The sequence below is a fragment of the Nucisporomicrobium flavum genome (assembly GCF_016464385.1).
Taxonomy (GTDB): Bacteria; Actinomycetota; Actinomycetes; order Mycobacteriales; family Micromonosporaceae; genus Actinoplanes; species Actinoplanes flavus_A.
On record NZ_JADMLH010000009.1, the window covers coordinates 3,267 to 15,216 of the forward strand.

Consider the following 11,950-nt stretch of genomic DNA (forward strand, 5'->3'; position numbering starts at 1 on the left):
GTTGGGTCGTGGTGGGGTCCCCCTTTCCCGGGCCGGAAAAGCCCCCCCGTCCGGAAAACGGCGCCCCCGACAACGACGGGCGCAGTGCGACTCTGGTTACGCATCGAGTAGGGCGGGATTTCATCCCGCGTTCTTTTGGATGGCGCCGGGGATGGCGTACATGTGGGCGAAGGCGCGGGCCTGCTCGCCGGTCCACAGCGAGGAGCCGTAGCCGTAGACGACGCCCTGGCGGGTGGCCGCGTCGAGCAGGCTGTGCGGGCTGCGGCTGCCCAGCGGGATCACGTTGCCCTTGATCAGCTTGATCCGGACCTCGCCGGTGACGCGCTGCTGGCTGCTGTCCAGGAACGCGCGGAAGTCGTCGAGGATCGGGTCGTAGTAGACGGCCTCGTGCAGCAGGTCGCCGTACGTGTTGCCGAGCTGGGCCTTGGTGGCCTGCTGCCGGTTGCTGAGCACGAGGCGCTCGAGCTCGCGGTGCGCGGCGATCAGCGTGAGCATGCCGGGGGCCTCGAAGCCGACGCGGGCCAGGTTGCCGACCATCGTCGAGCCCATGTGGATGCCGCGGCCCACGCCGTGCTCGGCCGCTAGCACGTTGAGCGCGCGCAGGATCGCGTAGTTGGGGGCGTCCTTGCCGGTCCCCTCGATCGGCGTGCCGTCCACAGTGGTCGCCGAGACGACTTCGCCCTTCTCGAAGGCCAGGACAAGCTCGACACCGTCGGCGGGAGCGTCGGCGATCGACTTCGTGTACGTCCACGCGTCCTCGGGCAGGTAGTCCCAGGAGCCGTACGTCTCCTTGCCGCCGATGGACGTGCCGATGAGGCCCTCGTTGATCGAGTAGGTGGTGACCTTCTCGGGCGTCTCGAAGCCCCGCTCGCGCAGGTAGTCGCGCTCGTACTCGCGGGTCAGCCGCTCGTCGCGGATCGGCGCGATGATCTCCATCTGCGGGGCGAGCGCGCGGATCACCGAGTCGTAGCGCACGTGGTCGGCGCCGGCGCCGGTCGAGCCGTGGGCCACCGCGTCCGCGCCGTTGTCGATCGCCGCCTGCACGACCTTCTCGGCCTGCACCAGCCGCTCGGCGCCCACGCACGACGGGTAGCCGCCGTTGCGCAGGTAGTTGGCCTTGATCGCGTACGTGATGACGCGGGCGTACAGCTCCTCGCGGGCGTCGATCACGAAGTGCTGCGCCGCGCCCAGCTCCTCGGCGCGCTTGCGGACCACGTCGGCCTCGCCGCTGTGCAGGCCGCCGGTGTCGATGTTGGCGGTCAGCACCTCCCAGCCCTGCTCACGCAGGGACACCAGGGCGTACGAGGTGTCGAGGCCGCCGGAGAACGCGAGGACGATCTTGCGCTTGGACATCAGTTTCCTTCGGGCGAGTACGGGAGTTCGAGGATCGGCACGTACGACGTCCCGTCCTTCGTGAGGTGGCCGGGGGCGAGCACGTAGTACGTGGACTGCCGGGCCTCGATGGCCTTCTGCATGGCGCGCTGGCGCTCGTAGTCGAACGGGTCCAGCAGGAACGTGGGCTCGGGCTCGCGCTCGGTCACGGGCACCGTGAAGTCGTTCTCGTAGACGAACGAGCCCGGCGAGGTGTGGAACGGCACGGTCGCGACCAGGATGTGCAGCCGGCCGAAGCGGGTGTGCACGCGCAGCGCGGTGTTGTCGTACTGGGTGACGCCGTCGAGCTTGCGGGCCTGGTAGACGGAGAGCGCCAGCGCCTTGAGCGCGCGGCCCAGCCCCACGTTGGTCATCACCGACCACAGGGACCAGCCGACCCAGGTGCCGGGGGCCGCGCTGGGCGCCGCGCAGTAGCCGCCGATCGGGATCGGGCCGTTGTAGTCGCTCTGCTTGACCTTCTCGAAGACCGCGCGCAGGTGCCGCTTGGCGTCCTCGTCGAACGCGCTGGTCTCCAGCGTCTCGGTGAACTGCGCCTGCGGCAGCGCGGCGATCACCGCGGCGGACGGCATGAGGATGAGGTCGACCATCACCCACTGCGGCATCGGGATGCCGCGGTCGCCGAACGCGATGCCGTTGATGACGTTGAACAGGTTGAGGAACTCGCCGGTGTCCCAGCCCTTGTCGCCGGTGGTCTCGGTGAAGTCAAGCCAGGTGAGCTTGTGCCCGTACGGCGCCTCGTTGAGGAACGGGCGCAGCGTGTCGTTGGAGGCCAGGTAGAACTCGAGCCCGCGGGCCTGGAGCTTCTGCATGTTGTCGGCGAAGCCCGGGAAGAAGGCCTCGACGGCGGGCTGCTGCGCGATCACGGCAGGGTCCCTTCGTTGTCCGTACGGCTCCAGGCCGTCAGCTTCTCGGCGAGCCGGGCCCCCGACCCGGTGTCGGTGGCGGGCTCGCGGGCCACCACCAGGATCGTGTCGTCGCCGGCGATGGTGCCCACGACGTCGGGCAGCCCGGAACGGTCCAGCGCGCTGGCCAGGAACTGCGCCGCGCCCGGCGGCACCCGCAGCACCACGAGGTTGCCGCTGACGTCCACCGAGTTCAGCAGCTCACGCAGCAGCCGGACCAGGCGGGCCGGTGCCTGCTCCACCTGGCGCAGCGGGGGCAGGCCGTCCTCGGGGATGACGTACACGCCACCGGCTTTAACGGCGCGGAGCTCCTCGAGGTCGCGCGACAGCGTGGCCTGGGTGACCTGCACGCCGTCGAGCGCCAGGAGCTCGGCCAGCTCGGTCTGGGACCGCACGGCCTTGTCCCGGACGAGGTCGACGATGCGCGCGTGCCGCGCTGCACGCGTGCCGGGACCGGTCATGAGGAGGAGGCCTCCAGGAGCCAGGCCAGCAGCGCCTTCTGCGCGTGCAGGCGGTTCTCGGCCTGGTCGAAGACCGCGCTCTGCGGGCCGTCCATCACCTCGTCGGTGATCTCCTCACCGCGGTGGGCGGGCAGGCAGTGCAGCACGATCGCGCCGGGTGCGGCCGCGGCCAGCAGGTCCTGGTTGATCTGGTACGGCCAGAACGGCGTCCGCCGGTCGATCCCGTCGTCCTCCTGACCCATGGACGTCCACGCGTCGGTGGCCAGCACGTCGGCGCCCTTCGCGGCCTCGTACGGGTCCCGCAGCACGCTCACCGAGCCCCCGGTGCCGGCGGCGATCTCCTGGGCCCGGGCCACCACCGCGGGATCGGGGTCGAACCCGGCCGGCCCGGCGACCCGCACGTGCATGCCCGCGGTCGCCCCGGCCAGCAGATACGAGTGCGCCATGTTGTTCGCCGCGTCCCCGACGTACGTAAGGGTGCGCCCGGCCGTGCCGCCCAGCCGTTCCCGGACCGTCTGCAGGTCCGCGAGGAGCTGGCAGGGGTGGAAGCCGTCGGTGAGCGCGTTGACCACGGGTACGTGCACGTCGGAGGCCAGTTCCGCGAGGCGCTCGTCGCCGGAGGTGCGGAACACCATGGCCGCGGCGTACCGGGACACGACCCGCCCGGCGTCCGCGAGCGACTCGCCCCGGCCGAAGTGCGTCGCCTGGGTGTCCACGATGATCGCGTTGCCGCCCAGCTCGCAGATGCCGGCCTCGAACGACAGCCGGGTCCGCAGGCTCACCTTGTCGAAGAAGACCGCGACCGTCTTCGGCCCGTCCAGCGGCCGGTGGCCGAAGCGGTCGGCCTTCATCGCGGCCGCCAGCTCCAGCACCTCCGCCTGCTCGGCGGGGCTCAGGTCGTCGTCACGCAGGAAATGGCGGATCATGGGAGGACCTCCCGGAAGGCGGCGACGAAGGACTCCGCCTGCTCGCTGGTGAGGATGAGGGGTGGCGCGAGCCGGATCGCGTCCGGCTGGACGGCGTTGACGAGGAAGCCCTTGTCGCGCAGCTTGCCCGCGAGCTCCGCGGACGCGTTCTCGGTCAGCACGATGCCCAGCAGCAGCCCTGCGCCGCGGACGCCGGAGACCAGCGGGTGGTGCAGCCCCTCGATGCCGCGTCGGATCAGCTCGCCGACCCGCTTGACGTGGTCGAGCAGTCCCTCGCCCGCGATCGTCCGGATCACCGCGAGGCCCGCCGCGCAGCTGATCGGGTTGCCGCCGAACGTGGTGCCGTGCGAGCCGGGGCCGAACAGGTCGGCCGCCGCGCCGAAGGCCATGCAGGCGCCGATCGGCAGCCCGCCGCCGAGGCCCTTGGCGAGCGTCACGACGTCCGGCTCGACGCCCTCGCTCTGGTGGTGGAACCAGTGCCCGGTGCGCCCGATGCCCGTCTGCACCTCGTCGAGGACCAGCAGCGCGCCGGTACGCGTACAGATCTCCCGGGCGGCGGCGAGGTAGCCGGGCGGCGGGACGACGACACCCATCTCGCCCTGGATCGGCTCGAGGATCACCATGGCGGTCGCGTCGGTCACCGCGGACCGCAGCGCCTCGCTGTCGCCGTACGGGACATGGGTGACGTCTCCCGGCAGCGGCCGGAACGGGTCCGCCTTCGCGGGCTGGCCGGTCAGCGCGAGCGCACCCATCGTGCGGCCGTGGAAGCCGCCGTGGGTCGAGACGACGTGGGTGCGCCCGGTGAGCCGGGACAGCTTGAACGCGGCCTCGTTGGCCTCCGCGCCGGAGTTGCCGAACACGACCCGGCCGGGCCGGCCCGCGAGCGCCAGCAGCAGCTCGGCGAGGGCGACCGGTGGCTCGGCGACGTAGAAGTTGGAGACGTGCCCGAGCGTCGAGATCTGCTGGGTGACGGCCTGCACCACGGCCGGGTGGGCGTGCCCGAGCGCGTTGACCGCGATGCCGCCGAGCATGTCGACGTACTCGCTGCCGTCCTCGGCCGTCAGCACCGCTCCCGAGCCGCTGACCAGGGCCAGCGACGGGGTGCCGTAGTTGTTCATCAGGCTCTGCTGCCAGCGTTCGACGAGAGCGCTCATGAGGGGACCACCATCGTTCCGAATCCTTCCGAGGTGAAGACTTCGAGCAGCGTCGAGTGCGGGACCCGGCCGTCGACCACGTGCGCGGCGGGCACCCCGCCCTGCACGGCGCGCAGGCATGCCTCCATCTTGGGCGCCATTCCCGACTCGAGGCCAGGCAGCAGCTTCGCCAGCGCGTCCGCGTCGATCTGCGAGGTGAGCGACGACGTGTCCGGCCAGTTCGTGTAGAGGCCGGGCACGTCGGTGAGCACGACGAGCTTGCGGGCGCCGAGCGCGACGGCCAGCGCGGCCGCGGCGGTGTCGGCGTTGACGTTGTGCACCACTCCGTCGGCGTCGGGCGCGACGGTGGCGACGACGGGGATGCGACCGGCGGCGATGAGGTCGTCGACGGCCGAGGTGTCCACCTGCGCCACGTCGCCGACCTGCCCGATGTCGACCAGCTCGCCCTCGACCACGGCGTGCCGGCGTACGGCGGTGAACAGCCGGGCGTCCTCGCCGGAGAGGCCCACGGCGAACGGGCCGTGCTCGTTGATCAGCCCGACGAGCTCGCGCCCGACCTGGCCGACGAGCACCATGCGCACGACGTCCATCGCCTCCGGCGTGGTGACGCGCAGGCCGCCGCGGAACTCGCTCTCGATGCCGAGCTTGCCGAGCATGGCCGAGATCTGCGGGCCGCCGCCGTGCACCACGACGGGTTTGATGCCGGCGTACCGCAGGAAGACCATGTCGGCGGCGAACGCGCGCTGCAGCTCCGGCTTGATCATCGCGTTGCCGCCGTACTTGATGACGACGGTCGAGCCGTGGAAGCGTTCCAGCCACGGCAGCGACTCGATGAGGACGGCCGCCTTCTCCTGCGGGGTCATGTGCTGTACGCCGAGTTCTCGTGCACGTACGCGTGGCTCAGGTCCGTGGTCCAGATCGTCGCGTCCATCTCCCCCTCGTGCAGGTGCACCTGGATCGTGACGTCCCGGCCGCGCAGGTCGACCTTGGACCGGTCCTCCGCGGCGGCGCCGCCCCTGCACACCCACACGCCGTTCACGCCCACGTCGACCCGGTCCGGGGTGAACGCCGCGCCGGTCGTACCCACCGCGGCGAGGATGCGGCCCCAGTTGGGGTCGTTGCCGAACAGCGCGGTCTTGACCAGGTTGTTCCCGGCCACCGACCGGCCGACCTCGACCGCGTCGGCCTCGCTGGCGGCGCCCATCACCTGGATCGCCACGTGCTTGGTCGCGCCCTCGGCGTCGGCGATGAGCTGCTGCGCGAGGTCGTGGCAGGCGGCGGTGACCGCGGCGGTCAGCTCCTCCTGGCTGGGCTGCACATCCGAGGCGCCGCTGGCCAGCAGCAGCACGGTGTCGTTGGTGGACATGCACCCGTCGGCGTCGATGCGGTCGAAGGTCACCCGGGTGGCCTCGCGCAGCGCGGTGTCCAGCGCCTCCGAGCCGGCGACCGCGTCCGTGGTCAGCACGACGAGCATGGTGGCCAGGGCGGGGGCGAGCATTCCGGCGCCCTTGGCGATCCCGCCGACCGACCAGCCCTCCCGCACGACGTGCACGTTCTTCGCGACCGTGTCGGTCGTCATGATGGCCTCGGCGGCCCGCCCACCGCCGTCGGTGCCGAGCTGCTTCACCGCCGCGGTCACGCCGGGCAGCAGCTTGTCCATGGGAAGCAGCTCACCGATCAGTCCCGTCGAGCAGACCGCGACGTCACCGGCGCCGATCAGCAGCGGCTTCGGCCCGCCGCGCAGCACCGAGGCGACGTGCTCGGCGGTGGCGTGGGTGTCGCGGAAGCCCTGCGTGCCGGTGCACGCGTTGGCGCCGCCGGAGTTCAGCACGACGGCGCGGATGACGCCGCCCTTGAGCACCTGCTGGCTCCACAGCACGGGCGCGGCCTTGACCCGATTGCCGGTGAAGACGCCGGCCACGGTCGCGTCGGGACCGTCGTTGACCACGAGCGCGACGTCCGCTCCGCCGCTGGCCTTGAGTCCGGCGGCGACGCCGGAGGCCCGGAAACCCTTCGGGGAGGTGACGGTCACGGCGCCACCCCGAACACCGACAGGCCGGCCGTCTCGGGCAGGCCGAGCATCAGATTGGCGCACTGTACGGCCTGCGCGGCCGCACCCTTGCCGAGGTTGTCCAGCGCGCTGACCACGACGATGCGCCCGGAGTCGACGTCCAGCGTCGACTGCAGATGGCACGAGTTCGACCCGAGCGTCGCGGCCGTGTGCGGCCAGGCGCCCTCGGGCAGCAGGTGCACGAACGGCTCGTCCGCGTACGCGGCGGCCAGCACGTCACGCGGGTGCGTACGCCCGATCGGCCTCGCCGTGACGGTCGCGAGGATCCCGCGCGGCATCGGGGCGAGCACCGGCGTCATCGACAGCGAGTCGGCGCCGGTGGCCTGCTTGATCTCCGGCACGTGCTGGTGCGCACCCACCTTGTACGGCGACAGGTCCCCCATCACCTCGCTGCCGAGCAGGTTCACCTTCGCCGCCCGGCCGGCCCCGGACGTGCCGGAGGCGGCGACCACCACGACGTCGGCGGGATCGGCGACCCCGGCGGCGATCAGCGGGGCGAGCGCGAGCGTGATGGTGGCCGCATAGCAGCCGGTGTTGGCGACCCGGTCGCTCGCGGCGATCGCTTCGCGCTGCCCGGGCAGCTCGGGAAGGCCGTACGTCCACGTGCCGGCGTGCGCGCCACCGTAGTGACGCTCCCAGGCCACGGCGTCACGCAACCGGAAGTCCGCGCCCAGGTCGACGATCTTCACCCCGCCGGGCAGCTGCGCGGCCAGGGCCGCCGACTGCCCGTGCGGGAGCGCGAGGAACACGAGGTCCGCGTCGCTCAAGGTGCCGGCGTCGGTCACCCCGAGCGTCAGCTCCAACCCCGCGAGCTGCGGGTGCACGGCCGCGACGGGCGTACCCGCCTGCGTGTGCGCCGTGGCGGCGACGAGGTCGAGCTCGGGGTGCCCGGCGATCAGGCGCAACAGCTCACCGCCGGCATACCCACTGGCCCCGGCCACAGCGACCCGGATTCCCATACCCACCTCCGCATGACTATGCAGAGAACCGTATAACGGCGGGCATGCGGGAGCAAGCTCGTATCACCCGCCTCCCGCTCAGCGGGACGGGACCGAATCCTCCGCGGGAGGGACGGGCAGCATGCGCCGGGTGGGCGCGTTCCAGGACGGTGCCAGCAACGCCGACCGGGACAGCCGTACGGTCTGAGCCTGCCGGGCCACCGTGACCGGCCTGCTGGGGCGCCAGATCCGCCACCGCAGCGCGACCGCACACATGTGCAGCGCGAACACTCCGACGAGCAGCCCGGCGACGACGAGCGGGCGGTGGATCGAGTCCCGCATCACGTACGCCAGCAAGCCCATGACGCACGCGGGCACGAGATAGAAGTCACCGTGGAAGACGGTCGGCGCCCGGCGGGTCACCAGGTCGCAGATCACGCCCCCGCCGCCGCCGGTCAGGGCCGCGCACAGCACCATCCCGGTCAGGCCCAGCCCCTCCTGCCCGGCCCGGGCCGCGCCGAGATACGCGAACGTCGCCAGGCCGATGCCGTCCAGCACTAGCAGGTAGCGCTGGAACTGCTCGAAGTTGCGGTCCAGCCCGATGCTCAGCACGGCGCCGGCGGCTATGCAGAGGACGTACGCGACATCGTGGAGGAACGCCGGCCGGCCGTGCAGGATGACCTCCCGGACCGTGCCCCCGCCGACCGCCGTGAGCCCGGCACAGACGAACACTCCGAGCGCGTCGAGACCTCTGCGGTGTGCCTGGTGGGCGCCGTATGCGGCGAACGCGAAAGTGCCGATAAGGTCCAGAAAGTACAGTGACACGCGGCCATGCTAGTGGCGGCGTACCGGCCGGCCCGCCGTGCTCGACAACCATGCGCGATCGGGAATCAGGTCCGCCTGTTGACGCGCCCCCCTTAGGGTCGACGCCATGCTGAACGAGATCGAGCAGGCCACCGCGCGCCTGCTGGAGACGGCCGGGCGCCTCACCGACGCGGACGTACGGCAGCCTTCCCTGCTCCCCGGTTGGACCCGCGCGCACGTGCTCGCCCATGTCGCCCGCGGCGGGACCGCGTTGCGGAACATCCTCGTCGACGAGGCGCCGTACGCGAGCCAGGAGGCGCGCAACGCCGACATCGAGGCCGGTTCGGGCCGGACGGCGGCGGAGCTGGTCGCGGACGTGGAGGCGACGGCGCAGTCGTTCCGGGACACCGTCGCGACCGTGCCGGAGGAGCGGTGGGAGGACATGGTGTCGATCCTGGGCTTCGCTCCGTTCCCGAAGCGCCAGGTCCTGCTGCGCCGCCTGGTCGAGCTCGAGCTGCACCACGTCGACCTCGGTGCCGGGTACACCCGCGCGGACTGGCCGGCGTTCTTCGCCGAGCTCGATCTCCCCGAGCCGATGCGGACTCAGCGGGCCGATCGGGGGTAGAACTGTCGGCATGGCTGATCAGGATCTGCTGCGCATCCGGGAGACCGCCGCCGCGTACGCCGAGGCCGTCCGGGCGACCCAGCGCTTCTTCGACCGCGTCGGGGACCTTGAGGATCCCTCCGTGCAGGCCGAGTACGCGACGCTTGCCGAGGCCGAGAAGCGGGCCGCCGGGGACCGCCTCGATGCGCTGACCACGGTGGGCATCGAGGTGCCGAGCATCGACGACAGCGACGCCGGCACCTGAGCCGGGAGAGACGCGGGCGTCTGAGGCGTCCCGAAAACTCCGGTTCCCGACGGTTCCGGTACTCATTGACCAAAGATCCGACCCCCGCGGACGCCGGTACCGGTTCCGGGCTGTGCGACACTTCCGACGCTCACCGATGTGGTGCAGCTCGGAGACCGTGTGTCGCGGTCGGACCGGAGGAGTGTCGTGGCCCCTGACGACCCGTACCGTGATCCCTCGCTCAGTGTCGACCAGCGGGTCGAGGACCTGCTGGGCCGGATGACGCTGGCCGAGAAAGTCGGGCAGATGCTCCAGCTCGACGCGCGGCGGGACCTCAAGGATGCCGTCAGCACGCGCCTCGCCGGGTCGATCCTGCACGCCTCGCCGCAGCGCATGCTCGAGGCGATCGACCTGGCGGCGAACACCCGGCTCGGCATCCCGCTGATCACCGCCGAGGACTGCATCCACGGGCACGGCTTCTGGCCCGGCGCGACCGTCTTCCCGACCCAGCTCGCCATGGCCGCCACCTGGGACGCCGAGCTGGTCGAGCGGGTCGCCCGGGTCACCGCGGTCGAGGTCTCCGCGACCGGCATCCACTGGACCTTCTCCCCCGTGCTGTGCATCACCCGGGACCTGCGCTGGGGCCGCGTCGACGAGACGTTCGGCGAGGACCCGTACCTCATCGGCGAGCTGGGCTCCGCGATGGTCCGCGGCTACCAGGGCAACGGCCTCGGCGACCCGACCGCCGTGCTCGCGACGGCCAAGCACTTCGCCGGCTACTCCGAGACCCAGGGCGGGCGGGACGCCAGCGAGGCCGACCTGAGCCCGCGCAAGCTGCGCGCCTGGTTCCTGCCGCCGTTCGAGCGGGTGGCGAAGGAGGGCTGCAGCATCTTCATGCTGGGCTACCAGTCCATCGACGGCGTGCCGATCACCGCGAACAAGTGGCTGCTCAACGACGTGCTCAAGGACGAGTGGGGCTTCACCGGCACGCTCGTCACCGACTGGGACAACGTCGGGCGCATGGTGTGGGAGCAGAAGGTGTGCGCGGACGCGGTGGAGGCCGCGGCCGTCGCCGTCCGCGCCGGCAACGACCTGGTCATGACGACCCCCGCGTTCTTCGAGGGTGCGCAGACCGCGGTGGAGCGCGGCCTGCTTGCCGAGGAAGAGATCGATGCCGCCGTACGCCGGATCCTGCGGCTGAAGTTCCGGCTCGGCCTGTTCGAGAACCCGCGGGCCCCCGACGCGCAGCGGCAGGCGGCGGTCATCGGGCACCCGGACCACGCCGCGCTCAACCTCGAGGTGGCCCGCCGCTCGCTGGTGCTGCTCGCCAACGACGGCACCCTGCCGCTGCCCGCCGGCGAGCCGCGCACGGTCGCGGTCATCGGGCCCAACGCCGACGCCCCGCAGTCCCAGCTCGGCGACTGGGCCGGCGCCTCCGGCCAGGTCGACTGGATGCCCGACGGCCAGCCGCGCGAGCTGATCGAGACCGTGCTCGACGGCTTCCGGGCCGTCGCCCCCGCGGACTGGACGGTCACCACCGCCCGCGGCGCGGACATCGAGAAGCTGGTCCCCGACCCGCAGGGCGAGTTCTACCGCGACGGGCAGCCCCGGCCGCCGATCTCGCGCCCGGCGGAGGCCGACCCGGCGATGATCGCCGAGGCGGTCGCGGTGGCGCGGGCCGCCGACTACGCGGTCGTCGTGGTCGGCGACACGGTCGCGCTCACCGGCGAGAGCAAGTCCACCGCGACGCTCGAGCTGCAGGGCGGTCAGGTCGCGCTGCTCGACGCGCTCGCCGAGACGGGTACGCCCACCGTCGTCGTGCTCATGAACTCGAAGCCTGCCGCGCTGCCGCCGTCGGCCCTGCGCGCATCCGCCATCGTGCAGGCGTTCAACCCGGGCATGCGAGGCGGCCGGGCGGTGGCGGAGCTCGTGCTCGGGCACATCGAGCCGACCGGGCGGATGCCGCTGTCCGCCGCGCGACACGTCGGCCAGCAGCCGATCTACTACAACCAGATCCGCGGGCAGCACGGCAACCGGTACGCCGACCTCACCCAGGACCCGCTGTTCGCGTTCGGCGAGGGCCTGAGCTACACCACGGTCGAGTACAGCGACCTCGAGATCGCCGAGCCGGACGTGGCCGCCGGCGGCACGGTACGGGCGACCGTGAAGCTCACGAACACCGGCGGCCGCCCGGCGCTGGAGACCGTGCAGGCGTACATCAGCGACCTCGTCACCAGCGTCACGTGGGCGGCGAGGGAGTTGAAGGCGTACCGGCAGGTGTCCGTGGCGCCCGGCGAGAGCGTCACCGTTGACATCGCTGTCGCCGCCGCCGACTGCACGCTGGTGACCGCGGATGGCCGGCGGGTCGTCGAGCCCGGCGACTTCGACCTGCTCGTGGGCCCGAACTCGCGCCCGAAGAACCTGCTGCGCGCCCGGTTCCGGATCTCCTGAGGC

At 71.9% G+C, this 11,950-nt stretch carries 12 protein-coding genes; 3 read left to right on the plus strand and 9 right to left on the minus strand.

The annotated features are described in order from the left end of the window. Positions 1–120: 120 nt before the first annotated feature. The 9 genes from argG to IT780_RS21695 form a co-directional block, all read right to left on the minus strand. Positions 121–1,353: an argininosuccinate synthase gene (argG, locus tag IT780_RS21655; RefSeq protein ID WP_199513457.1), complete on the minus strand. Its 1,233-nt coding sequence runs from the start codon at positions 1,351–1,353 to the stop codon at positions 121–123. Next, on the minus strand, positions 1,353–2,255 hold the full coding sequence (locus IT780_RS21660; protein ID WP_307831303.1) for a hypothetical protein: 903 nt from the start codon (positions 2,253–2,255) through the stop codon (positions 1,353–1,355). Before IT780_RS21660 ends, argG begins: the two co-directional genes overlap by 1 nt. Beyond that, positions 2,252–2,755, minus strand: coding sequence for an arginine repressor (locus IT780_RS21665; protein WP_199513458.1), 504 nt, complete (start codon positions 2,753–2,755; stop codon positions 2,252–2,254). The genes IT780_RS21660 and IT780_RS21665 overlap by 4 nt, the downstream gene beginning before the upstream one ends. Next, positions 2,752–3,681, minus strand: coding sequence for an ornithine carbamoyltransferase (argF, locus tag IT780_RS21670; RefSeq protein WP_199513459.1), 930 nt, complete (start codon positions 3,679–3,681; stop codon positions 2,752–2,754). Before argF ends, IT780_RS21665 begins: the two co-directional genes overlap by 4 nt. Further along, complete coding sequence (locus tag IT780_RS21675; protein WP_199513460.1) at positions 3,678–4,835, minus strand: acetylornithine transaminase; 1,158 nt, start codon at positions 4,833–4,835, stop codon at positions 3,678–3,680. Before IT780_RS21675 ends, argF begins: the two co-directional genes overlap by 4 nt. Then, entirely contained in the window at positions 4,832–5,698 is an 867-nt protein-coding gene (gene argB, locus IT780_RS21680; protein ID WP_199513461.1) for an acetylglutamate kinase, read from the minus strand. The genes IT780_RS21675 and argB overlap by 4 nt, the downstream gene beginning before the upstream one ends. Continuing rightward, positions 5,695–6,867 carry a bifunctional glutamate N-acetyltransferase/amino-acid acetyltransferase ArgJ gene (argJ, locus tag IT780_RS21685; RefSeq protein WP_199513462.1) on the minus strand — a complete coding sequence of 391 codons (1,173 nt, stop codon included), beginning with the start codon at positions 6,865–6,867 and terminating at the stop codon, positions 5,695–5,697. Before argJ ends, argB begins: the two co-directional genes overlap by 4 nt. Beyond that, positions 6,864–7,865, minus strand: coding sequence for an N-acetyl-gamma-glutamyl-phosphate reductase (gene argC / locus IT780_RS21690; RefSeq protein ID WP_199513463.1), 1,002 nt, complete (start codon positions 7,863–7,865; stop codon positions 6,864–6,866). Before argC ends, argJ begins: the two co-directional genes overlap by 4 nt. 78 nt (positions 7,866–7,943) lie before the next feature. Then, the gene (locus tag IT780_RS21695; protein WP_199513464.1) at positions 7,944–8,669 is read right to left on the minus strand and encodes a trimeric intracellular cation channel family protein; all 726 of its coding nucleotides are present in this window, start codon (positions 8,667–8,669) and stop codon (positions 7,944–7,946) included. Between the two features lie 106 nt (positions 8,670–8,775). On the opposite strand from IT780_RS21695, the gene IT780_RS21700 reads away from it, so the two are divergent. The 3 genes from IT780_RS21700 (at position 8,776) to IT780_RS21710 (ending at position 11,947) form a co-directional block, all read left to right on the plus strand. Further along, positions 8,776–9,273, plus strand: coding sequence for a maleylpyruvate isomerase family mycothiol-dependent enzyme (locus IT780_RS21700; protein ID WP_199513465.1), 498 nt, complete (start codon positions 8,776–8,778; stop codon positions 9,271–9,273). A gap of 10 nt (positions 9,274–9,283) precedes the next feature. After that, positions 9,284–9,517 carry a hypothetical protein gene (locus IT780_RS21705; RefSeq protein WP_199513466.1) on the plus strand — a complete coding sequence of 78 codons (234 nt, stop codon included), beginning with the start codon at positions 9,284–9,286 and terminating at the stop codon, positions 9,515–9,517. A gap of 186 nt (positions 9,518–9,703) precedes the next feature. After that, positions 9,704–11,947 carry an exo-beta-d-1,3/1,6-glucosidase gene (locus IT780_RS21710; RefSeq protein WP_199513467.1) on the plus strand — a complete coding sequence of 748 codons (2,244 nt, stop codon included), beginning with the start codon at positions 9,704–9,706 and terminating at the stop codon, positions 11,945–11,947. The last annotated feature ends 3 nt before the right edge of the window (positions 11,948–11,950 follow it).

Bases quoted from the DNA above. Each gene is read 5' to 3' on its own strand.
- argG (WP_199513457.1), bottom strand. From the start codon at position 1,353: ATGTCCAAGCGCAAGATCGTCCTCGCGTTCTCCGGCGGCCTCGACACC.
- IT780_RS21665 (WP_199513458.1), bottom strand. From the start codon at position 2,755: ATGACCGGTCCCGGCACGCGTGCAGCGCGGCACGCGCGCATCGTCGAC.
- argF (WP_199513459.1), bottom strand. From the start codon at position 3,681: ATGATCCGCCATTTCCTGCGTGACGACGACCTGAGCCCCGCCGAGCAG.
- IT780_RS21675 (WP_199513460.1), bottom strand. From the start codon at position 4,835: ATGAGCGCTCTCGTCGAACGCTGGCAGCAGAGCCTGATGAACAACTAC.
- argB (WP_199513461.1), bottom strand. From the start codon at position 5,698: ATGACCCCGCAGGAGAAGGCGGCCGTCCTCATCGAGTCGCTGCCGTGG.
- argC (WP_199513463.1), bottom strand. From the start codon at position 7,865: ATGGGAATCCGGGTCGCTGTGGCCGGGGCCAGTGGGTATGCCGGCGGT.
- IT780_RS21700 (WP_199513465.1), top strand. From the start codon at position 8,776: ATGCTGAACGAGATCGAGCAGGCCACCGCGCGCCTGCTGGAGACGGCC.
- IT780_RS21705 (WP_199513466.1), top strand. From the start codon at position 9,284: ATGGCTGATCAGGATCTGCTGCGCATCCGGGAGACCGCCGCCGCGTAC.